This is a genomic window from Tepidiphilus sp. HLB4 (assembly GCF_054823945.1).
The window spans coordinates 78430-99615 of sequence record NZ_JSYB01000018.1; the positions used below are offsets into that span (position 1 = coordinate 78430).

Below are 21186 nucleotides of genomic sequence, written 5' to 3' on the forward strand. Positions count from 1 at the left end.
GTCATCCGGGGGTAAGGATGGGTCGTTATTTCGGTACGGATGGCATTCGCGGCCGCGTCGGCGAGCCGCTGATGTCGCCGGATTTCATCTTGAAGTTGGGCCATGCCGCCGGGCGGGTGCTCGCGCGGCAATCACGCAGTGCTGCCAAGCGCCCCGCAGTGCTCATCGGCAAGGATACGCGCATCTCCGGCTACATGATCGAGTCGGCGTTGGAGGCCGGTTTGTCGGCAGCCGGCGTCGACGTGGTGCTGTGTGGTCCTTTGCCGACGCCGGGGGTGGCCTATCTCACCCGCGCCCTGCGGCTGGAAGCCGGCGTGGTCGTGAGCGCCTCGCACAATCCCTATCCCGACAATGGCATCAAGTTTTTCGGCCCCGACGGCGAGAAACTGCCCGATGCGCTGGAAGCCGAGATCGAGGCGGCGCTCGAGGCGCCGCTCGTCTGCCGCGAGGCGCACGAGCTGGGCCGCGCCCGCCGGCTGGACGATGCCGCCGGCCGCTACATCGAGTTCTGCAAGAGCACGTTCCCCGCTTCGATGTCGCTCGAAGGGCTGAGGCTGGTGCTCGATTGTGCCCATGGCGCGGCCTATCAGGTGGCCCCGGCGGTATTCCACGAACTGGGCGCCGAGGTGGTGGCGCTCGCCAACCAGCCCAACGGCTTCAACATCAACGAAGGCGTCGGGGCGACGCATCCCGAATACCTGCAGGCCATGGTCCGCACGCACGAGGCGGATCTGGGCATCGCCCTCGACGGCGACGGGGACCGGGTGATCATGGCCGATGCCGAGGGCCGTCTCTATGACGGCGACGAGCTCCTCTACGTGATCGTGCGCGATCGGGTGCTCTCCGGGGGATTCATCGAAGGCGTGGTCGGTACGCTCATGTCGAATCTGGGGCTGGAGCACGCCTTGCAACGGCTCGGCGTGAAACTCGTGCGCGCCAAGGTGGGTGATCGCTACGTCGCCGAGGCGCTGCGCGAGCGGGGTTGGAGCTATGGCGGCGAAAATTCGGGGCACCTGCTGTGCCGCGAGGTCCATACCACGGGGGACGGCATCGTGAGCGCCCTGCAGGTGCTCGCCGCCCTGCGACGCCGGGGCGAGACCTTGGCGCAAGCCTGCGCCGATCTCGTGCGCTATCCTCAGGTCTTGCGCAACGTTCCGGTGCCGCGCGGCTACGATTGGCAGGCACAGCCTGCGGTGGTGGAGGCCTGCCGCGCCGCCCAGGCCGATCTTGCGCAGGAGGGACGGATTTTATTGCGCCCGTCCGGCACCGAGCCGCTGTTGCGCGTGATGGTGGAAGGGCGCGACGCCGCGCTCGTACGGCGCTGGGCCGAGGACCTCGCCGCCGCGGTCGAAGCCTCGCTCGTCGCGGAAAACGCATCGATGCGTTCGGGAGCGAACCCATGAAGAAGATCGTGCTCGGCAACTGGAAGTCCTTGGGGGATACGGCGAGCAACGCCGTCCTGCTCGCCGCGCTGGCCGCTCATCCGCCGGCGGCCGGTGTCGAGGTCGGCGTCTGTGTCCCCTTTCCTTTTCTTGCCCAGGCGAGGGCGGTGCTGGAGGGCACGGCGATCGGCTGGGGGGCGCAGAACGTCAGCCCCTTTGGCGCCGGGGCCTATACCGGAGAAGTGCACGCCGGAATGCTTGCCGAATTCGGTTGTCGCTACGCCCTCGTGGGACATTCGGAGCGGCGTCAGCTTTTTGCCGAGACGGACGAGCGGATTGCTGATAAAATCGATCGTTTGTTGGCGGCAAACGTCCGGCCCGTGGTCTGCGTCGGCGAGACGCTCGCCGAGCGCGAGGCAGGCGGATGGCGCGAGACGCTCGGCCGGCAGGTGGCGGCGCTCGCCGCCCGGCTCGGTCCCGAGAAACTTTCCCGCGCCTGGTTTGCCTACGAGCCGGTCTGGGCGATCGGCACGGGACACGTGGCCGCGCCGGCCGACATCGCCGAGGCGCACGCCTTCTTGCGTGAGCGGCTCATGGCGCTCGGGCTGCCGGCCGAAGAGGTCGTGATCCTCTATGGGGGCAGCGTCAAGGCGGACAACGCCCAAGGGGTTTTCGCCGTGCCGGGGTGCGATGGCGCGCTCGTCGGGGCGGCTTCGCGCGTCGTCGAGGAATTCATTGCCATCGTTGCCGCGGCCGGTGCCGCGGTGGCTCGAGGATAAGGAAACGAATCATGTCTGGACTCTGGTTTTCCGTCGTCTTGACGATCCACGTCATCATCGCCGTCGCGCTCATCGTGCTGGTGCTGTTGCAGCGGGGCAAGGGGGCCGATGCGGGCGCGGCCTTTGGCGGAGGCTCTTCGGCGAGCCTCTTCGGCGCAAGCGGCGGAGCGAATTTCCTCAGCCGCACCACGGCGGTGCTCGCCACGCTCTTCTTCCTCACGAGCTTGACGCTCACCTACCTCGCAAGCCATCGCCGCGTCGAAGGGCAGGGGAGCATCATGCAAAGCGCTCCCGCCGAACCGGTGCCGCAGTCGTCGGCCCCTGCGCCTTCTCAGGCGCCGGCCGTGCCGCAGTAAAAGAGCGCTTGCAAAAACGCGTGCTTCCGCTATAATTCGCGAACTACGCAAGCCGACGTGGTGGAATTGGTAGACACGCCATCTTGAGGGGGTGGTGGCGCAAGCCGTGTGAGTTCGAGTCTCACCGTCGGCACCAGGAAAAGCAGCCGAAACCGCTGCTTTTTTTTCGTCGAATCTATGATAAATAAATAACAACGACAACGCCGGGTTTCGTTCGTCTGGGCTCTGAAGAGCGGCAGGTTTTGCGCTATCATGAGACCGTATTCCCGACGAGCGGAGCAGCCGAGAGGTGATCATGATCGAGAATTACTTTCCGGTGTTCGTGTTTCTCGTGGTCGCGCTGCTCTTTAGCATGGCGCCGGTTTTGCTCGGCTGGTTGCTCGGCCCGCGGCGGCCCGATCCGGAAAAACTCTCGCCCTATGAGTGCGGCTTCGAGCCTTTCGAGGATGCGCGCATCCGCTTCGACGTCCGCTACTACCTGATCGCGATCCTCTTCATCCTGTTCGATCTCGAAATCGCCTCCCTCTTCCCTTGGGCGGTGGTCTTCAAAGAGATGATCGCCGAGGGGACGCACGCGCTCTATGTGTTCGGTACCGTCATGATTTTCTTGGCGGTGCTGGTAATCGGCTACGTCGTCGAGTGGAAGAACGGCGCGCTCGACTGGGAGTGAAACGATGAGCATCGAAGGTGTCATGCGCGAAGGGTTTCTCACCACTTCACTCGATACGGTGATCAACTGGACACGCACAGGCTCGCTATGGCCGATGACCTTCGGTCTGGCGTGTTGCGCAGTGGAGATGATGCATGCCGGTTGTGCGCGCTATGATCTCGACCGTTTCGGCGTGGTCTTTCGTCCCAGTCCGCGTCAATCCGATCTGATGATCGTTGCCGGCACCCTGTGCAACAAGATGGCCCCGGCGCTGCGCAAGGTCTACGACCAGATGCCCGAGCCGCGCTGGGTGATTTCGATGGGCTCGTGCGCCAACGGCGGCGGCTACTATCATTACTCCTACTCGGTGGTGCGCGGCTGCGATCGCATCGTGCCAGTAGACGTTTACGTGCCTGGCTGCCCGCCTACGGCCGAGGCGCTGCTCTACGGCATCATCCAGCTGCAGAACAAGATCAAGCGCACCTCGACCATCGCGCGCTGAAGCCCCGGAGATCCTGCCCATGAGTCGCATCGAACGTTTGGCGCAAACCCTGCAGGAGGTGCTCGGCGAGAAGGCGCTCGAGGTGCTCGTCGATCGTGGCGAGGTCACGCTGCGGGTGAGCGCCGCCGACTATCCCGTGGTGGCCGAGCTGCTGCGCGATCATCCCGATCTGGCTTTCGAGCAGCTCATCGACCTCTCCGGTCTCGATTATTCCGGCTACGGCAATCGCCCGTGGCCCGGCCCGCGCTTCGCCGTGGCCGTGCACCTGCTGTCGTTGCAGCACAACGTGCGCCTGCGTCTCAAGACCTTCGCCGAAGACGACGAATTTCCCGTGCTTCCTTCGCTGATCGAGGTCTGGCCCAGCGTCGACTGGTACGAGCGCGAAGCGTTCGACCTCTTCGGTATCCTCTTCGAGGGGCACCCCGACTTGCGGCGCATCCTCACCGATTACGGCTTCGTGGGGCATCCGCTGCGCAAGGATTTCCCGGTGAGCGGTCACGTCGAGATGCGTTACGACCCCCATTTGCGCCGTGTGATCTACCAACCCGTCACGATCGAGCCGCGCGTCAACGCGCCGCGCATCGTGCGCGAAGCCCACTACGGGGACGTCGACCATGGCTGAGATTCGCAACTACACGATCAACTTCGGTCCGCAGCACCCCTCGGCCCACGGCGTGCTGCGGCTCATTCTCGAGCTCGACGGCGAGGTAGTCGAGCGCGCCGACCCGCACATCGGGCTGCTGCACCGCGGCACCGAGAAACTTGCCGAAACGCGCACCTGGGTGCAGTCTGTCCCCTACATGGACCGGCTCGACTACGTCTCGATGATGTGCAACGAGCATGCCTACTGCATGGCCATCGAACGGTTGCTCGGCATCGAGGTGCCGATCCGCGCCCAGTACATCCGGGTGATGTTCGACGAGATCACGCGCATCCTCAATCACCTGCTCAACATCGGAAGTCATGCTCTTGACATTGGCGCGATGACGATGATGCTCTATACCTTCCGTGAGCGCGAAGACCTCATGGATGCGTACGAGGCGGTCTCCGGCGCGCGCATGCATGCGGCCTATTACCGGCCGGGCGGCGTCTATCGCGACCTGCCCGACCAGATGCCGAAGTACCAGGTGAGCAAAGTCAAGGACGAGAAGCGGGTGCGCGAGCTCAACCGCAACCGCGAAGGATCGTTGCTTGACTTTCTGGAAGACTTCACACAGCGTTTCGACGGCTATCTCGACGATTACCACGAGCTGCTCACCGACAACCGCATCTGGAAGCAGCGTACCGTCGGCATCGGCGTCGTCTCGCCCGAACAGGCGCTCGCCTGGGGCTTCACCGGACCCATGCTGCGCGGCTCCGGCGTGGCCTGGGACCTGCGCAAGAAGCAGCCCTACGAGGTCTACGACCAGCTCGAATTCGACATTCCCGTGGGCACCAACGGCGACTGCTACGACCGCTACCTGGTGCGCATGGAAGAGATGCGCCAATCGAACCGCATCATCAAGCAGTGCATCGACTGGCTGCGCAAGAACCCGGGCCCGGTGATCACCGACAACCACAAGGTGGCCCCGCCGCCGCGGGCCAAGATGAAGGAAGGGATGGAAGAGCTCATCCACCACTTCAAGCTGATGACCGAGGGCATCCACGTGCCGCCGGGTGAGGTCTATGCTGCGGTCGAGCATCCCAAAGGCGAATTCGGCGTCTATGCCGTCTCCGACGGCGCCAACAAGCCCTACCGCGTCAAGCTGCGCGCGCCGGGTTTCGCGCATCTGTCGGCGATGGACCGCATGGCGCGGGGGCATCTCGTCGCCGACGTGGTGGCGATCATCGGGACCATGGACATCGTCTTCGGCGAAATCGACCGCTGAGACGGGGAGAACGCACGACCATGCTGAGTCAAGAGTCGCTCGCGAGCATCGATCGCGAAATCGCCAAGTATCCCGAAGGCCAGAAGCGTTCGGCGGTGATGGCGGCGCTGCGCATCGCGCAGGAAGAGAAGGGGTGGCTCGCCCCGGAGACGATCGAATTCGTCGCCAACTATCTCGAGATCCCGCCGGTAGCCGCCTATGAGGTCGCGAGCTTCTACAACATGTACGATCTCGAACCGGTGGGCAAGCACAAGATCACCGTGTGCACCAACCTGCCGTGTGCCCTCTCGGGCGGAGTCCATGCCGCCGAATACCTCAAGCAGAAGCTCGGCATCGACTTCGGCGAGACCACGCCCGACGGTCTCTTCACGCTCAAGGAAGGCGAGTGCATGGGGGCCTGCGGCGACGCTCCGGTGATGCTCGTCAACAACCACCACATGTGCAGCTGGATGACGAAGGAAAAGATCGACCAGCTCATCGAGCAGCTGAGGGCCAAATGAGCGCGCAAGGACTGATCCTCAAAGGACTCGACGGCGACCGCACCTGGCGGCTAAAAGACTACGAAGCGCGCGGCGGCTACTCGGCCCTGCGCCGGCTCCTGGCGGAGAAAGTGCCGCCGGAGCAGGTGATCCAGGAAGTCAAGGCTTCGGGGTTGCGCGGCCGCGGCGGTGCGGGCTTCCCCACCGGCCTGAAGTGGAGCTTCATGCCGCGGCAATTTCCTGGCGAGAAGTACGTCGTATGCAACTCCGACGAGGGCGAGCCGGGCACTTTCAAGGATCGCGACATCCTGCGCTACAACCCGCACGCCGTCATCGAGGGCATGATCATCGCCGGTTATGCCATGGGGTGCCGGCGCGGCTACAACTACATCCACGGTGAAATCTTCGAAGTCTATCTGCGCTTCGAAGAGGCGCTCGAGGAAGCCCGCGCCGCGGGGTACCTCGGCGAGAATATCCTCGGCAGCGATTTCTCCTTCGACCTCTACGCGCATCATGGCTATGGCGCCTACATCTGCGGCGAGGAAACGGCGCTGCTCGAGTCGATCGAAGGCAAGAAGGGGCAGCCGCGCTTCAAGCCGCCTTTCCCGGCGAGTTTCGGCCTCTACGGCAAGCCCACCACCATCAACAACACCGAGACCTTCGCCTCCGTGCCTTTCATCCTGCAGATGGGCGGCGAAGCCTTCCTCAACCTCGGCAAGCCCAACAACGGCGGCACGAAGATCTTCTCCGTGTCCGGTCACGTCAATCGTCCCGGCAACTACGAGGTGCCTCTGGGCACCCCCTTTGCCGAGCTGCTGGAGATGGCCGGCGGCGTGCGCGGGGGGCGCAAGCTCAAGGCGGTGATTCCCGGCGGCTCCTCGGCCCCGGTGCTGCCGGCCGAGATCATGATGCAATGCACGATGGACTACGATTCCATCGCCAAGGCCGGTTCCATGCTCGGTTCGGGCGCGGTGATCGTGATGGACGAGACCACCTGCATGGTCAAGGCCCTGGAGCGCCTCTCCTACTTCTATTTCGAAGAATCCTGCGGGCAATGCACCCCTTGCCGCGAGGGCACCGGCTGGCTCTACCGCGTCGTGCATCGCATCGAGCACGGGCAGGGACGGCCCGAAGATCTCGATCTGCTCGAGTCGGTTTCTGGCAGCATCATGGGGCGCACCATCTGCGCATTGGGAGATGCGGCCTCGATGCCGGTGCAGAGCTTCATCAAGCACTTCCGCAGCGAATTCGAGCATCACATCGAGCACAAGCAGTGTCTGGTGCCGCCCGAAGTGCAGCGGGCGGGAAGTGAAATCTACGTGGGGCCGTCATGCTAGAACTCGAAATCGACGGGAAGCCGGTCCAGGTCGACGACGGCAGCACCGTGATGGATGCGGCAAAGAAGCTGGGCATCTACATCCCGCACTTCTGCTATCACAAGAAACTGTCGATCGCCGCCAACTGCCGCATGTGCCTGGTGCAGGTCGAAAAGGCGCCCAAGCCGCTGCCGGCTTGCGCCACGCCCGCCACCAACGGCATGAAGGTATATACGTACTCGCCAGCGGCGGTGAAGGCGCAGAAAGGGGTGATGGAGTTCCTCCTCATCAACCACCCCCTCGACTGCCCGATCTGCGACCAGGGCGGTGAGTGCCAGCTGCAGGATCTGGCCGTCGGCTACGGACAAACCGCCTCCCGTTATCAGGAAGAGAAAAGGGTCGTACACGAGAAGGATCTCGGGCCGCTGGTGCAGACGTTCATGACGCGCTGCATCAACTGCACCCGCTGCGTGCGCTTCCTCGACGAGATCGGCGGCTACCAGGAGATGGGACAGGCGTTCCGCGGCGAGCGGGCCGAGATCATGCCCTTCCTCGGGCGCACGATCGACTCCGAGCTCTCGGGCAACATCATCGACCTCTGCCCGGTCGGTGCGCTGACTTCCAAGCCCTTCCTCTACCGCGCGCGTACCTGGGAACTCACCCGTCGCCGCTCGGTGAGCCCGCACGACGGCTTTGGCGCCAACCTCATCGTGCAGTCGCGCCACGACGTGGTCAAGCGCGTGCTGCCGCTCGAGGTGGAAGCCATCAACGAATGCTGGCTCTCCGATCGCGACCGGTTTGCCTATCCCGGGCTCGAAGCGGCCGACCGGCTCACGACCCCGCTCGTCAAGCGAGACGGCCAATGGGTCGAAGTCGATTGGGCGACGGCGCTCGAAGTGGCGGTCAATCGCCTCAAGAGCGTCATCGACGAAGAGGGGGCGCAGCAGGCGGCCTTCCTCGCTCATCCCATGGCTACCGTCGAAGAGCTCCATCTGCTCAAGCGTTTGGGTGAGGCGTTGGGCGTGGGTCTGGTCGATGCGCGTCCCGATCGGCTGGATGCCAGAGCCGACGCCGCCCGCGGGGCCGCCGCCTGGCTCGGCATGGACTATGCCGCTATCGCCGAGCTCGATCGCCTTTTCGTGATCGGCTCGGCCCTGCGCCAGGAACTACCGCTTCTCGCGCATCGCGTGCGTCAGGCGGCCAAACGCAGGCTCAAGGTGGCTGCGCTCGATTTCGTCGCCGACGACTGGCGCCTGCCGGTCGCGCCGCGCCTCGTGGCCAAACCGAGCGAATTCGTGGCGCGGCTCGCATCTATCGTGCGCGCTGTGGCCGAGGAAAAAGGCGTGACCCTGCCGGCCGTGGCTGAGGCGGCCGCGGCGCCAAACGAGGCCGAACGGGCGCTCGCCCAGCAGCTGCTCTCGGGAGAGCGCCGGGCGATTTGGCTCGGAGCGCTCGCTCTGGCGCATCCGGATGCAGCGGCGATCGAATCGCTCGCATCCGAGCTCGCCCAGCTCACGGGGGCGACGCTGGGTTGGCTGCCGGCCGGAGCGAATGCCGTCGGGGCGCAGCTCGTGGGGGCGATCGGGGCCGAGACGGCGCTCGCTTCGCTTGAACAGCCGCGCCGGGCCTACCTGCTGCTGCACCTCGAACCGGAAGATTTCGCCGATCAGGCGGCGGCGCGCAACGCCTTCGAGCGCGCGCGCACCGTGGTGGCGCTCACCCCCTACGCCGGCGAGGCGCTGCGCGCCTGTGCCGACGTGCTGCTGCCGGTGGCGCCTTTCACCGAAACATCCGGCACCTTCGTCAATCTTGCCGGCATGGCGCAGTCCTTCACCGCCGTGGCGCGCCCCAAAGGGGAGACCCGGCCGGGGTGGAAGGTGCTGCGCGCCATCGGTGCGATGCTCGGATTCGCCGGCTTCGCCCAGCAGAGCTCGGAAGAGGTGAAGGCCGAGGCCCTGCCCGAAGGCTGGCAGGCGCGGCTCGCGCACAGCGGCGCTTCCGGCTTCCTGGCCGCGACGCGGCCTGCCGGCGAAGGGCTGGAGCGCATCCCGCTCGCACATCCTTACGCGCGTGATCCGATCGTGCGCCGTTCCCCGCCGCTGCAGCAGACGGCCGAGGCGCGGCGTCTGCGTCTGGCGCGGATTCATCCGGATACGGCGCAGGCGCTGAAGGTAGCCGAGGGGGATCGGGTCGCCGTGGGTGCCGGGTGTGTGGCCGAGGCGGCGCTGGACGCGAGCGTGCCGCCGGGCGCCGTACTGCTGGCTCTGGATGGGGTGTTCGCCCAGGCGGGAAGGCCGTGGGCGGTGCTGAGCGTGGAGCGTGCATGATGGAATCGACCTGGCAAACCCTCGCCTCTTGGTTCGGCCCGGCCTGGCCGACGGTCTGGGTGCTCTTGAAGATCGTCGTGCTCCTCATCCCCCTCATGCTGGCCGTGGCCTATCTCACTTTCGCCGAGCGCAAGGTCATCGGCTACATGCAGGTGCGCATCGGACCGAACCGCGTCGGTCCCAAGGGGTGGCTGCAGCCGATCGCCGATGCTCTGAAGCTCCTTTTCAAGGAAGTGATCTTCCCCACGCAGGCGAACAAGGCGCTGTACGTGATCGGGCCGATCATGGCACTCACGCCGGCTCTGCTTGCCTGGGTGGCGATTCCCTATGGCGAAGGGATGTGGATCGCGAACATGGATGCCGGCGTGCTCTTCCTGCTCGCGGTCACCTCGCTCGAGGTCTACGGCATCATCATCGCCGGCTGGGCCTCCAACTCCAAGTACCCCTTCCTCGGGGCGATGCGCGCCTCGGCGCAGATGGTCTCCTACGAGGTGGCGATGGGCTTCGCGCTCATCTGCGTGCTGCTCATCGCCGGCAGTCTCAACTTCCAGGACATCGTCCATTCGCAGGCGCAGGGGCGATTCGCGCAGATGGGTCTGGGATTCCTTTCCTGGAACTGGCTGCCGCTCTTGCCGTTGGCGGTGGTGTACTTCATCTCGGGCGTGGCCGAAACGAACCGCGCCCCCTTCGACGTGGTCGAGGGTGAATCCGAGATCGTCGCCGGGCACATGGTGGAGTATTCGGGGATGGCGTTCGCGCTCTTCTTCCTCGCCGAATACGCCAACATGATCCTGGTTTCTTTCCTCACCTCGATCTTCTTCTTCGGCGGCTGGCTCTCCCCCGTGGGATTCCTGCCCGACGGCCTGCACTGGCTGGTCATCAAGGCGGCGGTCTTCCTCTTCCTTTTCCTGTGGTTCCGCGCCACCTTCCCGCGGTTCCGCTACGACCAGATCATGCGCTTGGGTTGGAAGGTCTTCGTGCCGGTCACCTTGATCTGGCTGTTCGTGGTGACGGTGTGGATGTTGTCGCCGCTGTCGATCTGGCGCTGAGGAGAATCATACGATGGGCGCGCACAACCTGATCGGAACCTTGTTCCTGAAAGAGCTCTTCAAGGGGCTCGCCGTGACCGGGCGGCACTTCTTCGCCCGCAAGATTACGGTGCAATATCCCGAAGAGCGCACGCCGCAAAGCCCCCGTTTCCGGGGATTGCACGCGCTGCGCCGCTATCCCAACGGCGAGGAGCGCTGCATCGCCTGCAAGCTGTGCGAGGCGATCTGCCCGGCCATGGCCATCACCATCGAGGCCGAGCCGCGCGCCGACGGGTCGCGCCGCACCACGCGCTACGACATCGATCTGACCAAGTGCATCTTCTGCGGGTTTTGCGAAGAGGCCTGCCCGGTCGATGCCATCGTCGAGACGCGGGTGTTCGAGTACCACGGCGAGCAGCGCGGCGACCTCTATTACACCAAGCAGATGCTGCTGGCGGTGGGCGACAAGTACGAAGCGCAGATCGCCGCCGACCGGGCGGCCGACGCGAAGTATCGTTGAGACGGGAAAAGGACAGGCCATGGAATTCCAAACCGTCGTGTTCTACCTCTTCGGCGCGATCGCGGTGGCCGCGGCCCTGGGCGTGATCCTGGTGCGCAACCCGGTGCATGCCGCGCTCTTTCTGGTGCTCGCCTTCTTCTCCTCGGCGGCGATCTGGCTCTTGCTCGAGGCGGAATTCCTGGCCATCGCGCTCGTGCTCGTCTATGTGGGCGCCGTGATGGTGCTCTTCCTCTTCGTCGTGATGATGCTCGACATCAACATCGACCGACTGCGCGAGGGTTTCTGGTCCAACCTGCCGCTGGGGTTGCTGGTGGCGGCGGTGCTGGTGGTCGAGATGGTGCTGGTGCTCACGGGCGACTTCTTCCGCCAAGCGCCGGCGCCAGTGCCCCTGCCGGCCGATGCGAGCAACACCGCCGACATTGGACGGGTGCTCTATACCGTCTATGCCTATCCGTTCGAAATCGCGGCCATGGTGCTGCTGGTGGCGATGGTCGCCGCGGTGAGCCTGACGCTGCGCAAGCGCAAGGACGCGCGTTATCTCGATCCGGCCGAGCAGGTGAAGGTGAAGGCGGCCGATCGGCTGCGGGTGATCTCCATGCCCGCGGAAAAAGAGTGAGCGGGGAGACATGATGCTGACCTTGTCCCATTTTCTGGTGTTCGGCGCGATCCTGTTCGCGATCAGCGTGGTGGGGATCTTTCTCAACCGCAAGAACCTGATCGTGCTGCTGATGGCCATCGAGCTGATGCTGCTGGCGGTCAATACGAACTTCGTTGCCTTCTCGCGCTATCTCGGCGATATCCACGGCCAGATCTTTGTCTTCTTCATCCTGACGGTGGCGGCGGCCGAGTCCGCCATCGGGCTGGCGATCCTGGTGGTGCTGTTCCGCAACCGCCGCACCATCCACGTCGATGACCTCGACCAACTGAAGGGTTGATCCGATGAGCGCGATGAACGAAATGAAAACGCTCTATCCCTTGGTGCCGCTCGCGCCGCTGGCAGGTTCCATCGTCGCGGGGCTCTTCGGACGCTGGGTGGGTCGCCGCGGGGCGCACACGGTGACCATCCTCGGGGTGCTCGTGGCCTTCCTCGCCTCGGTGGCGATCTATTTCGACGTCAAGGCCGGCAATACCTTCAACGGGCCGCTCTATGTCTGGGGCACGAGCGACGGGCTCTCCTTCCAGGTGGGCTTTCTCATCGATCCTCTCACGGTGATGATGATGCTCGTGGTCACCTTCGTGTCGCTGATGGTGCACATCTACACCATCGGCTACATGGCCGACGACCCGGGCTATACGCGCTTTTTCAGCTATATCTCGCTCTTTACCTTCTCGATGCTGATGCTGGTGATGGCCAACAACTTTCTGCAGCTCTTCTTCGGCTGGGAAGCGGTGGGTCTGGTGTCGTACCTGCTGATCGGTTTCTGGTATACACGCCCCAGCGCCATCTACGCCAACCTCAAGGCTTTCCTCGTCAACCGCGTCGGCGACTTCGGGTTCCTCCTGGGCATCGGGCTGGTGGCGGCCTACGCCGGCTCGCTCGACTATACCGAGGTGTTCGCCAAGGCCGAACATCTGGCGGGGCTCACCGAGACGGTCACCGGTTGGCCGCTGGTGACCGCCATCTGCATCGCACTCTTCGTCGGCGCCATGGGCAAATCGGCCCAGGTTCCACTGCACGTGTGGCTGCCGGATTCGATGGAAGGTCCGACGCCGATCTCGGCGCTCATCCACGCCGCAACCATGGTCACGGCCGGCATCTTCATGGTGGCGCGCATGTCGCCGCTCTTCGAGCTCTCCGACACGGCGCTCTCCTTCGTGCTGATCATCGGCGCCACCACGGCGCTCTTCATGGGTTTTCTCGGGATCGTGCAGAACGACATCAAGCGCGTGGTGGCCTATTCGACCCTGTCGCAGCTCGGCTACATGACGGTGGCGCTGGGGGCATCGGCCTATTCGGCGGCGGCGTTCCACCTCATGACGCATGCCTTCTTCAAGGCGCTGCTCTTCCTCGCCGCCGGTTCGGTCATCATCGGCATGCACCACGACCAGGACATGCGCAACATGGGGGGCTTGCGCAAGTACATGCCCATCACCTGGATCACGGCGCTCATCGGCTCGCTCGCCCTCATCGGCACGCCCTTCTTCTCCGGGTTCTATTCCAAGGACACCATCATCGAGGCGGTGGCCGAGGCGAACGTCTTCGGCGCGGGGTACGCCTATTTCTGCGTGCTCGCCGGCGTCTTCGTCACGGCCTTCTACACCTTCCGCATGTACTTCCTCGTCTTCCACGGCAAAGAGCGCTTCGGCAAGGCGCACCATGGGCACGAAGCGCACGGACACGACGAACACCACGGACTCGCGCCGGGAGAGAAGCCGCACGAGTCGCCCCCGGTGGTGACGGTGCCGCTGGTGCTGCTCGCCATCCCTTCGGTGGTGATCGGCTACTTCACGATCGAGCCCATGCTCTACGGCGGCTGGTTCGGCGACGCCATCCGCGTGCTCGCCGAGAGACATCCGGCCATGGAGAAGCTCGCCGAGGAGTTCCACGGGCCCCTGGCGATGGCGCTGCACGGCTTTACGGCCGCGCCTTTCTGGCTCGCGCTCGCCGGCGTGGTGCTCGCCTGGTTCTGCTACCTGGTGCGGCCGCAGGTGCCGGAATTCTTCGCCCGCACGTTCCGCCCGATCTACGTGCTGCTGGAGAACAAGTACTACTTTGACCGCTTCAACGAGGTGGTCTTCGCCGGCGGGGCACGGCTGCTCGGGCGCTTCCTGTGGCAGATCGGCGATCGCACCATCATCGACGGGGCGGTGGTCAACGGCTCGGCGGCGATGGTGGGCGAGATCGCCGGTTCGGCGCGCTCGCTGCAGACGGGGCGGCTCTACCATTACGCCTTCGCGATGATCGTCGGCATGGTGGTGCTGCTCTGGTTCATCTACCGCGGGCATTGAGGCGGGATCGATTCCCGGTTTTCACGATACAACGACGACGCGCACACGGAAGAGCGACATGGCGGGAATTCCTTTACTGAGCTTGGCGATCTGGATTCCGATCCTCGGAGGGCTGCTGGTGCTCGCGGTGGGTGGCAACGACCGCAATGCGCCGCTGGCGCGGGTGACGAGCCTCTTCGCGGCGGCGCTCGGCTTTGCGGTGACGCTGCCGCTGTGGTTCGAGTTCGACGCGGCTACCTCGGCGCTGCAGTTCGTCGAGATCCGTGACTGGATCCCGCGCTACGCGGTGCACTACCACCTCGGCGTGGACGGCATCTCGATGCCCTTCGTGCTGCTCAATTCCTTCATCACGCTCATCGTCGTCATCGCCGGCTGGGAGGTGATCCAGGAGCGCGTGGCGCAGTACATGGCCGCCTTCCTCATCATGTCCGGCATCATCAACGGCATCTTCTCGGCGATGGATGCCGTGCTCTTCTACGTCTTTTTCGAGGCTTCGCTCATTCCGCTGTATCTCATCATCGGCATCTGGGGCGGGCCGAACCGGGTCTACGCGGCGATCAAGTTCTTCCTCTACACGCTCGCCGGGTCGCTCCTGATGCTGGTGGCGCTGCTCTATCTCTTCTACGCCTCCAACGGCAGCTTCGAGATCCTCGACTGGCATCGCCTGCCGCTCGACCTGCGCACGCAGCAGCTGCTCTTCCTCGCTTTCCTCGTGGCCTTCGCCGTCAAGGTACCGATGTGGCCGGTGCACACCTGGCTGCCGGATGCGCACGTCGAGGCGCCCACCGGCGGCTCGGTGGTGCTGGCGGCCATCGCGCTGAAACTGGGAGCCTACGGTTTCCTGCGCTTCTCGCTGCCGATCGCACCGGATGCGTCCATGAGCTTTCAGTGGCTGATCGTGACGCTTTCCTTGATCGCGGTGGTCTATATCGGCTTCGTCGCCCTGGTGCAGGAGGACATGAAAAAGCTCGTGGCCTATTCCTCGATCGCGCACATGGGCTTCGTCACGCTGGGCTTTTTCGTCTTCAACCGGCTCGGCGTGGAAGGGGCGATCGTGCAGATGATCTCGCACGGCTTCGTCTCGGGGGCGATGTTCCTGTGCATCGGCGTGCTCTACGACCGGATGCACTCGCGGCGCATCGCCGACTATGGCGGCGTGGTCAACGTCATGCCCAAGTTCGCCGCCTTCTTCCTGCTCTTCGCCATGGCCAACTCGGGGTTGCCGGCCACCAGCGGCTTCGTCGGGGAATTCATGGTGGCGCTCGCCGCGGTGAAGTCCAACTTCTGGATCGGTTTCGTGGCCGCAACCACCCTCATCCTCGGCGCAGCCTACTCGCTGTGGATGTACAAGCGCGTCGTCTTCGGCCCGGTGGCCAACGAGCGCGTGGCGGCGCTCACGGACATCGGAGCGCGCGAATTCTGGATGCTGGCGGTGCTCGCGTTCTTCGTGCTGCTGCTCGGGGTGTATCCGGCGCCGCTCCTGGACGTGATGCACGCCTCCGTCGATGAACTGCTGCGGCACGTGGCCGCCGGCAAACTGCACTGAGTCAAGCCCTCTACGCTGGGACGGGATAGAACATGGAATTCGAACGACCGGACTTCTCCTTGGCGGCTGCCGAGATCTTCGTGGCGGTGATGGCGCTCGTCGTCATGGTGGCGGGGACGTTCCTGCGCCGCATCAGCCGGGAGCTCGGCTATGCGCTGGCGCAGATCACCGTCATCGGCGCCGCCTTCATCACGGTCTTCTCGGTGACCGAGCCGACGGTGCGCTACACCTTCGGTACGATGTACGTCTCGGATTGGCTCGGCCAGGTGCTCAAGCTCTTCATCTACCTGTCGGTGTTCGCCTCGCTCCTCTACGGACGGCTCTACCTCATCGAGCGGCGGCTGGAGAAAGCGGAGTATTACGTGCTGATGCTGCTGTCGATGCTGGGGGCGATGATTCTGGTGTCGGCGAACAACCTGCTCGTGCTCTACCTCGGCCTGGAGATGATGACGCTCGCGCTCTATGCGCTCGTCGCCTTCGACCGCGACAACGGTCTGCGCTCCGAGGCGGCAATCAAGTACTTTGTGCTGGGGGCGATTTCCTCGGGGCTGCTGCTCTACGGCATGTCCATGATCTATGGCGCCACCGGCTCGCTCGACTTGGGCACGGTGGCCCAGGCGGTCTATCTGGGGGCGGGCGACGAGACGGTGCTCAAGTTCGGCGTGGCCTTCCTCGTGGCGGGTATCGCCTTCAAGTTCGGCGTGGTGCCTTTCCACATGTGGGTGCCCGACGTCTATCACGGTGCCGCCACGCCGGTGACGCTGCTCATCGCCTCGGCGCCCAAGCTCGCCGGCTTCGCGCTCGCTCTGCGGCTGCTCGTCGGCGGATTCTTCGGGCTGGCGGAGACCTGGCAGCCGATGCTGATGCTGCTCGCCGTGGCCTCCATCGTGCTCGGCAACCTCGCCGCGATCGCCCAGAACAACATCAAGCGCATGCTCGCCTACTCGGGTATTTCCCACATGGGCTTCGTGCTCTTGGGCCTGCTCGCCGGCGTTACCGACGGCAGTCACCAGCTTGCCTTCAATGCCTACAGCTCGGCGCTCTTCTACGCCGTTTCTTACGCCCTCATGAGCCTGGCGAGCTTCGGCATGGTGCTGTTGCTCGCGCGCACCGGCTTCGAGGCCGAGCACATCGACGACTTCAAAGGGCTCAACCGCCGTAGCCCCTGGTTCGCGGCGATGATGCTCTTCGTCATGTTCTCCATGGCCGGCATCCCCTTCTTCCTCGGCTTCTTCGCCAAGTTCGCCGTGCTCGAGGCGGTGGTTGCCGCTGGGCACACCTGGCTTGCCGTGCTCGCGGTGATCATGTCGGTGATCGGTGCCTATTACTACCTACGGGTGGTCAAGGTGATGTACTTCGACGAGCCGACGGATCGCACGGCCCTCATCGCCTCCAGCGAGACGCGCGTGCTGCTTTCCGCCAACGCCCTGACCCTGGCGGTGGCCGGCCTCATGCCGCAGGGATTGATGTCGATCTGCGCCTACGCCATCCTCACTTCCTTCTGAGCGAGGACGCTTTCCGTGTCTGCGGCCGACGACCCTCTGCGCGAAGTAACGCAGGCCTCGGATACGGTATGGGAAGGTGTCTTCCTGCGCGTGCTGCGCGACCGCGTGCGCCTGCCCGATGGGCACGAGACGACGCGCGAATACTTGCGCCATCCCGGCGCCGCGGCGATGATCGCGCTCACCGACGCCGGCGAAGTGGTGCTGGAGCGCCAGTTCCGCTACCCCCTGGGATGCAGCATCGTCGAGCTGCCGGCAGGAAAGCTCGACGCGGGCGAACCGCCACTCGATTGTGCCCGCCGCGAGCTGGAGGAAGAAACCGGCTACACGGCCGAGTACTGGGAAACGATCGGGCATTTTCATCCCTGCGTCGGCTATTCCGACGAGGTGATCCACGTCTTTCTCGCCCGCGGACTGCGTGCCGGTCGCCGTTGTCTCGATCACGGCGAATTCCTCGAGGTGCTGCACTGGCCGCTGCCGCGCCTGTGGCAGGCGATCTTTGCCGGTGAGATCACCGACGGCAAGACGCTCTCGGCCTTGTTGCTCGCCCTGCCGCGGCTGCGCGCGCTCGGGCTGCCCACGCCATGAGCACGCTCCTCTACGCCCAATCGGGCGGAATGACGGCGGTGATCAACGCGAGCGCCGTGGGCGTGATGCGCGCCTGCGCCGCATCGGGGGTGCCCTTTCTCGCTGCACGGCATGGCATCCTCGGTGTGCTCGAAGAAGATCTCGTCGTGCCCGGCGCGCTCGATGCTTCTGTGCTTGCGCGCATCTCGCGCACGCCGGGCGGGACTTTCGGCTCCTGCCGTTTCGATCTGCCGCCGTTCGACGAAGCGCCGGCCCTGCACGAGCGGCTTTTCGCCGTGCTCGAGGCGCATGAGGTGCGCTGGCTGCTCTACAACGGGGGCAACGGTTCGATGGATACGGTGCGCCAGTTGCACTTGAGCGCGCAGCGCCTGGGGTACCCCCTCACGGTGGTCGGTATTCCCAAGACCATCGACAACGACCTTCTCGGCACCGATTTTTCTCCCGGCTATCCATCGGCGGCGAAGTATCTCGCCACGAGCTATCTCGAAGCGAGCCTCGACCTGGCTTCCCTTTACGTGCGCAAGCCCCGGCTCTTCGTCATGGAGACCATGGGGCGCAACGTCGGCTGGCTCGCCGCCAGCACCTCGATCGTGCAACGCCTCGCTCCCGACGAAGGGCCGCATCTGGTGCTGCTGCCGGAGACGCCTTTTCGCACCGAGACGGTTTTCCCTCGGGTGGAGGAGACGCTCTCCCGCCTTGGTTTTTGCTCCCTCGTCGTCGCCGAAGGGGTGAAAGACGAAGCGGGGCGGCTGCTGTCGATGCGGGGAGTGGAAGCGGGGCGCTACGTCCAGCTCGGCGGGGTAGGGCTGGCGCTCGCGCAGCGGCTCGCGCAGGAATTCGGCGTGAAGTACCACGTCGCCGTGCCCGATTATCTGCAGCGCGCCGCGGCGCATTGGGCAAGCCCCATCGATTACGAGGTCGCCGACCGCTTGGGCGAATTCGCCGTGGAGACGGCGCTTGCAGGGATCTCGGCGGCGATGGTGGCGGTGGAGCGCCAAGGCGAGGCGCCGTACCGATACCGCTGCGTGACGGTGCCGATCGATACCCCAGCCAACCGCGAGCGCGGCTTTCCGCCGCAGTGGATCGATGCCTCAGGCTGTGGCGTCAATGAGGACTTCCAGCGCTGGCTCGCTCCGCTCATCGAGGGGACTTTGCCCACCCCTTGCCGTGGCGGATTGCCGGACGTGCATCTGCCCGCATGGGAGAGCCTGCCGAAGCGCTGCGCACCGTGGTCCGCGCCCTGATCGCCCCTCCCTTGCCTATAATGCTTTGCAGGCGATGCAACAGGAGAGAGGGATGCGTGCCCGGTTGCTGCAAGCCGTTTTCTTCACCGTGGTGCTCACGCTGAGCGCGTGCGCCACGCCGCTCATCCACTCGCCCGTCTTCGAGACCGAATCCCAGCTCCTCGCCGCGCGCGGTTCGCCCACGCGCGTGTGGGAGAACCCCGACGGCACGCGCACGCTGGAATACGCCACTCAACCTTACGGCTGGACCTGCTGGATGTACACGGTAGATCGCGACGGTCGCATCGTCGAGCAGCACGATGCGCTCGCGCCGGAGAATCTGGCGCGTATCAAGCCGGGCATGACCAAGGCCGAAGTCGACCGTCTGCTCGGAGCGCATCGCCGCGAGCACTTCTACTCCCTCTCCGGCGAGGAGGTGTGGGACTGGAACATCAGAAATGAATGGCGCGGCGTGCTCTTCACCCTCTTCAACGTGCATTTCAAAGGGGATGTGGTCGAGCGCACCAGCGTGAGCTACGTCTACAACTGGCTCGATCCGGATGCGATGTAACGCTTTTTCATGCGCCGTGGCGACGGAATTCGGCCAGCCTCATTCCCGAAGCGTAGAGGGTGCCGAAATAGGCGAGCGCGCAGGCGGCAAGGAGCAGGGCGAGCCGGCCGCTGCGCTCGAGGGCGGGTAGGTGCAGCCAGTCGCCGAGGCCGCGGGCTCCCCACAAGGCCACGATCCCGAGCGCGAGGGTGGCCGCCGTCACCCGCAGCAGGAATCTTCCCCATCCCGCCAGCGGGCGGTACGTGCCGCGCCGCCACAGGCCATGCAGCAGCAGTCCGGCGTTGAGCCAGGCCGCGAGGCTGATCGACAGCGCCAAGCCCGCGTGCGCGAGGGGCAGCACGAAGACGAAGAGCCCGTTCATCGCCTGGGTGGCCACCAGCGAGACGAGGGCGATTTTCACCGGTGTGCGCACGTTCTGCTGGGCGTAGAAGCCGGGGGCGAGGATCTTCACCGCGATCAAGGCCGTCAGGCCCACGCTGTAGGCGACGAGGGCGCGGCAGGTGGCGAGTGCATCCTGTGCGTCGAAGGCGCCATGGAGGAAGAGCGTGCTCACCAGCGGTTCGGCCAGCAGCGCCATGCCCGCGGCCGCCGGCAGGGTGAGGAGCACCGTCAGGCGCAGCCCCCAGTCGAGCAGAGCCTGGTAGTCTTCGCGGCTCGCGCGCGCGTGCGCCCGCGACAGGCTCGGCAGCAGGATGGTCCCCAGCGCCGCACCCAGTAACCCGGAAGGGAATTCCATCAGCCGGTCGGCGTAGTAGAGCCAGGAGACGCTGCCGCTGGGCAGCAGGGAGGCGAACACGGTATTGATGAGGAGCGAGACTTGGGCTACCGACACGCCCAGCACCGCCGGGGCCATGAGCCGCAGCACGCGGCGCACTCCTTCGTCGCGCGGGGCCCAGTCCCAGCGCGGCCAGGTGCCCAGGCGCCGCAGGGCGGGCACGTGCAGCAGCACCTGCGCGAGCCCACCCACGAGCACGGCCCAGGCGAGCGCCGTGACCGGCGGCTCGAAGACCGGCACGCCGGCGAGTGCGAGCACGGTGAAGGTGATGAAGGAGAGGTTGAGCGCCACGGGCGTGGCTGCCGGCAGGGCGAACCGACCCCAGGTGTTGAGGATGGCCGAGGAGAAAGCCACCAGCGCCATGCACAGGATGTAGGGGAAAGTGATGCGCGTCATCGACACGGCGAGCGCGAAGGTCTCGGGGCGGGCAAGGAAACCGGGAGCCGAGACGGCGATGAGCGCGCCGGCACCGACGATGCCCACCAGCGTCACGGCGCTCACTGCGGCCAGGAGCAGGGTGAAGACGCGGTCGATCAGCCGCTGCGTCGCCTGCGCGCCTTCGCGCTCGCGCGTGTGTCCCAGCACCGGAACGAAGGCTTGGGAGAAGGCTCCTTCGGCGAAGAGCCGCCGTAGCAGGTTCGGTAGCCGAAAGGCGACGAAGAACGCGTCGGTGGCAGGGCCGGCGCCGAAGACGGCGGCGATCAGCAGGTCGCGCACGAAGCCGAGGATGCGGGAAGCGAGCGTGAAACCGCTGACGGTGGCCAGCGCGCGCAGCAGGTTCATCGTGTCGGTTGCATCAAAATGGCGAAAAGGCTAGAATTATAGT

General features: G+C 65.1%; 21 protein-coding genes and 1 tRNA gene. 21 read left to right on the forward strand and 1 reads right to left on the reverse strand.

Annotation, left to right across the window (positions count from 1 at the left end):
• Nucleotides 1-17: 17 nt before the first annotated feature.
• The 21 genes from glmM to OA56_RS04865 all read left to right on the forward strand — a co-directional run bounded on the left by glmM (nt 18) and on the right by OA56_RS04865 (nt 19585).
• Complete coding sequence (gene glmM, locus OA56_RS04765; protein ID WP_461583754.1) at nt 18-1403, forward strand: phosphoglucosamine mutase; 1386 nt, start codon at nt 18-20, stop codon at nt 1401-1403.
• Nucleotides 1400-2161 (forward strand): triose-phosphate isomerase, encoded by a 762-nt coding sequence (gene tpiA / locus OA56_RS04770; RefSeq protein ID WP_461583756.1) that lies wholly within the window; start codon nt 1400-1402, stop codon nt 2159-2161. The genes glmM and tpiA overlap by 4 nt, the downstream gene beginning before the upstream one ends.
• 11 nt (nt 2162-2172) lie before the next feature.
• On the forward strand, nt 2173-2517 hold the full coding sequence (gene secG, locus OA56_RS04775; RefSeq protein WP_461583758.1) for a preprotein translocase subunit SecG: 345 nt from the start codon (nt 2173-2175) through the stop codon (nt 2515-2517).
• A gap of 51 nt (nt 2518-2568) precedes the next feature.
• Nucleotides 2569-2653 (forward strand) — tRNA-Leu (locus tag OA56_RS04780).
• 159 nt (nt 2654-2812) lie between these two features.
• Nucleotides 2813-3187: an NADH-quinone oxidoreductase subunit A gene (locus tag OA56_RS04785; protein WP_461583760.1), complete on the forward strand. Its 375-nt coding sequence runs from the start codon at nt 2813-2815 to the stop codon at nt 3185-3187.
• Between the two features lie 4 nt (nt 3188-3191).
• Nucleotides 3192-3668 (forward strand): NuoB/complex I 20 kDa subunit family protein, encoded by a 477-nt coding sequence (locus OA56_RS04790; RefSeq protein WP_461583762.1) that lies wholly within the window; start codon nt 3192-3194, stop codon nt 3666-3668.
• 19 nt (nt 3669-3687) lie between these two features.
• Complete coding sequence (locus OA56_RS04795) at nt 3688-4290, forward strand: NADH-quinone oxidoreductase subunit C (protein ID WP_461583764.1); 603 nt, start codon at nt 3688-3690, stop codon at nt 4288-4290.
• On the forward strand, nt 4283-5536 hold the full coding sequence (locus OA56_RS04800) for an NADH-quinone oxidoreductase subunit D (protein ID WP_461583766.1): 1254 nt from the start codon (nt 4283-4285) through the stop codon (nt 5534-5536). Before OA56_RS04795 ends, OA56_RS04800 begins: the two co-directional genes overlap by 8 nt.
• A 20-nt stretch (nt 5537-5556) precedes the next feature.
• Nucleotides 5557-6036 carry an NADH-quinone oxidoreductase subunit NuoE gene (gene nuoE, locus OA56_RS04805; RefSeq protein WP_055423522.1) on the forward strand — a complete coding sequence of 160 codons (480 nt, stop codon included), beginning with the start codon at nt 5557-5559 and terminating at the stop codon, nt 6034-6036.
• Entirely contained in the window at nt 6033-7352 is a 1320-nt protein-coding gene (gene nuoF, locus OA56_RS04810) for an NADH-quinone oxidoreductase subunit NuoF (RefSeq protein WP_461583768.1), read from the forward strand. The genes nuoE and nuoF overlap by 4 nt, the downstream gene beginning before the upstream one ends.
• On the forward strand, nt 7346-9658 hold the full coding sequence (gene nuoG, locus OA56_RS04815) for an NADH-quinone oxidoreductase subunit NuoG (protein WP_461583770.1): 2313 nt from the start codon (nt 7346-7348) through the stop codon (nt 9656-9658). Before nuoF ends, nuoG begins: the two co-directional genes overlap by 7 nt.
• Nucleotides 9655-10707: an NADH-quinone oxidoreductase subunit NuoH gene (nuoH, locus tag OA56_RS04820; RefSeq protein WP_198289026.1), complete on the forward strand. Its 1053-nt coding sequence runs from the start codon at nt 9655-9657 to the stop codon at nt 10705-10707. Before nuoG ends, nuoH begins: the two co-directional genes overlap by 4 nt.
• A 13-nt stretch (nt 10708-10720) precedes the next feature.
• On the forward strand, nt 10721-11206 hold the full coding sequence (gene nuoI / locus OA56_RS04825; protein ID WP_028874905.1) for an NADH-quinone oxidoreductase subunit NuoI: 486 nt from the start codon (nt 10721-10723) through the stop codon (nt 11204-11206).
• 19 nt (nt 11207-11225) lie between these two features.
• Complete coding sequence (locus tag OA56_RS04830) at nt 11226-11822, forward strand: NADH-quinone oxidoreductase subunit J (protein ID WP_055423525.1); 597 nt, start codon at nt 11226-11228, stop codon at nt 11820-11822.
• 13 nt (nt 11823-11835) lie between these two features.
• Complete coding sequence (nuoK, locus tag OA56_RS04835) at nt 11836-12141, forward strand: NADH-quinone oxidoreductase subunit NuoK (protein ID WP_055423550.1); 306 nt, start codon at nt 11836-11838, stop codon at nt 12139-12141.
• Nucleotides 12142-12154: 13 nt separating this feature from the next.
• Nucleotides 12155-14155, forward strand: a complete 2001-nt coding sequence (gene nuoL, locus OA56_RS04840) for an NADH-quinone oxidoreductase subunit L (protein ID WP_461583773.1) — start codon at nt 12155-12157, stop codon at nt 14153-14155.
• Nucleotides 14156-14213: 58 nt separating this feature from the next.
• Nucleotides 14214-15701, forward strand: coding sequence for an NADH-quinone oxidoreductase subunit M (locus tag OA56_RS04845; protein WP_055423527.1), 1488 nt, complete (start codon nt 14214-14216; stop codon nt 15699-15701).
• Between the two features lie 32 nt (nt 15702-15733).
• Nucleotides 15734-17206, forward strand: coding sequence for an NADH-quinone oxidoreductase subunit NuoN (nuoN, locus tag OA56_RS04850; protein ID WP_461583776.1), 1473 nt, complete (start codon nt 15734-15736; stop codon nt 17204-17206).
• A gap of 15 nt (nt 17207-17221) precedes the next feature.
• A complete protein-coding gene (locus tag OA56_RS04855; RefSeq protein ID WP_461583778.1) occupies nt 17222-17791 on the forward strand; it encodes an NUDIX domain-containing protein in 570 nt (189 codons plus the stop codon).
• Nucleotides 17788-19035, forward strand: coding sequence for a 6-phosphofructokinase (locus OA56_RS04860; protein ID WP_461583780.1), 1248 nt, complete (start codon nt 17788-17790; stop codon nt 19033-19035). Before OA56_RS04855 ends, OA56_RS04860 begins: the two co-directional genes overlap by 4 nt.
• A gap of 52 nt (nt 19036-19087) precedes the next feature.
• On the forward strand, nt 19088-19585 hold the full coding sequence (locus tag OA56_RS04865) for a hypothetical protein (RefSeq protein WP_055423531.1): 498 nt from the start codon (nt 19088-19090) through the stop codon (nt 19583-19585).
• 7 nt (nt 19586-19592) lie between these two features.
• Here the strand turns inward: OA56_RS04865 and murJ are convergent, their stop codons facing one another.
• Complete coding sequence (gene murJ / locus OA56_RS04870; protein ID WP_055423532.1) at nt 19593-21143, reverse strand: murein biosynthesis integral membrane protein MurJ; 1551 nt, start codon at nt 21141-21143, stop codon at nt 19593-19595.
• Nucleotides 21144-21186: the final 43 nt, after the last annotated feature.

Bases quoted from the DNA above. Each gene is read 5' to 3' on its own strand.
- OA56_RS04860 (WP_461583780.1), top strand. From the start codon at position 17,788: ATGAGCACGCTCCTCTACGCCCAATCGGGCGGAATGACGGCGGTGATC.
- nuoF (WP_461583768.1), top strand. From the start codon at position 6,033: ATGAGCGCGCAAGGACTGATCCTCAAAGGACTCGACGGCGACCGCACC.
- OA56_RS04795 (WP_461583764.1), top strand. From the start codon at position 3,688: ATGAGTCGCATCGAACGTTTGGCGCAAACCCTGCAGGAGGTGCTCGGC.
- OA56_RS04800 (WP_461583766.1), top strand. From the start codon at position 4,283: ATGGCTGAGATTCGCAACTACACGATCAACTTCGGTCCGCAGCACCCC.
- secG (WP_461583758.1), top strand. From the start codon at position 2,173: ATGTCTGGACTCTGGTTTTCCGTCGTCTTGACGATCCACGTCATCATC.
- tpiA (WP_461583756.1), top strand. From the start codon at position 1,400: ATGAAGAAGATCGTGCTCGGCAACTGGAAGTCCTTGGGGGATACGGCG.
- nuoI (WP_028874905.1), top strand. From the start codon at position 10,721: ATGGGCGCGCACAACCTGATCGGAACCTTGTTCCTGAAAGAGCTCTTC.
- nuoL (WP_461583773.1), top strand. From the start codon at position 12,155: ATGAACGAAATGAAAACGCTCTATCCCTTGGTGCCGCTCGCGCCGCTG.
- glmM (WP_461583754.1), top strand. From the start codon at position 18: ATGGGTCGTTATTTCGGTACGGATGGCATTCGCGGCCGCGTCGGCGAG.
- nuoG (WP_461583770.1), top strand. From the start codon at position 7,346: ATGCTAGAACTCGAAATCGACGGGAAGCCGGTCCAGGTCGACGACGGC.
- OA56_RS04785 (WP_461583760.1), top strand. From the start codon at position 2,813: ATGATCGAGAATTACTTTCCGGTGTTCGTGTTTCTCGTGGTCGCGCTG.
- nuoN (WP_461583776.1), top strand. From the start codon at position 15,734: ATGGAATTCGAACGACCGGACTTCTCCTTGGCGGCTGCCGAGATCTTC.
- nuoE (WP_055423522.1), top strand. From the start codon at position 5,557: ATGCTGAGTCAAGAGTCGCTCGCGAGCATCGATCGCGAAATCGCCAAG.
- nuoH (WP_198289026.1), top strand. From the start codon at position 9,655: ATGATGGAATCGACCTGGCAAACCCTCGCCTCTTGGTTCGGCCCGGCC.
- murJ (WP_055423532.1), bottom strand. From the start codon at position 21,143: ATGAACCTGCTGCGCGCGCTGGCCACCGTCAGCGGTTTCACGCTCGCT.
- OA56_RS04845 (WP_055423527.1), top strand. From the start codon at position 14,214: ATGGCGGGAATTCCTTTACTGAGCTTGGCGATCTGGATTCCGATCCTC.
- OA56_RS04790 (WP_461583762.1), top strand. From the start codon at position 3,192: ATGAGCATCGAAGGTGTCATGCGCGAAGGGTTTCTCACCACTTCACTC.
- nuoK (WP_055423550.1), top strand. From the start codon at position 11,836: ATGCTGACCTTGTCCCATTTTCTGGTGTTCGGCGCGATCCTGTTCGCG.
- OA56_RS04865 (WP_055423531.1), top strand. From the start codon at position 19,088: ATGCGTGCCCGGTTGCTGCAAGCCGTTTTCTTCACCGTGGTGCTCACG.
- OA56_RS04830 (WP_055423525.1), top strand. From the start codon at position 11,226: ATGGAATTCCAAACCGTCGTGTTCTACCTCTTCGGCGCGATCGCGGTG.